Origin of the sequence: Mesorhizobium sp. M4B.F.Ca.ET.203.01.1.1, assembly GCF_004791025.1 — a bacterium.
GTDB lineage: Bacteria > Pseudomonadota > Alphaproteobacteria > Rhizobiales > Rhizobiaceae > Mesorhizobium > Mesorhizobium abyssinicae.
In genome coordinates this window covers 1-323 of the sequence record NZ_SRUO01000181.1, presented here as the reverse complement: position 1 = coordinate 323, position 323 = coordinate 1, and the positions used below count along the sequence as shown (strand labels likewise).

The window sequence follows — 323 nt, the reverse complement described above, 5'->3', positions numbered from 1 at the left end:
CGGTCGCGCAGGCGAAAGCCCTGATATTGCCGGAAGACGCCTCGCCGTGGAGGTCGTGGCAGGCGTGGATGCCGCCGATCGGCGCTCCGGCTTCGTCAGCGACCCTGATGCCGACCGGGAGTGCGTCCGGTTTTTCCCTGTTCGGCTCTGACAGGAGGACGTGGGAGCCATAGGCGACTGCGACGCCGTGCTGCGGCGCGTCCGTCTTCACTTCCCTGAAATCCGATTTGCCTTCCAGGACCGCCTTCTCGGAGATGATGCGGGCGACACCTTCGCCGTCGAAAAAAGCCGCGAAGTCTCCGTCATGCTCGACGAAATGCGAC

At 64.4% G+C, this 323-nt stretch carries 1 pseudogene; it reads right to left on the bottom strand.

What is annotated here, in order from left to right:
- Positions 1–323: pseudogene (locus EN846_RS34210) on the bottom strand (hypothetical protein); the annotation flags it as partial.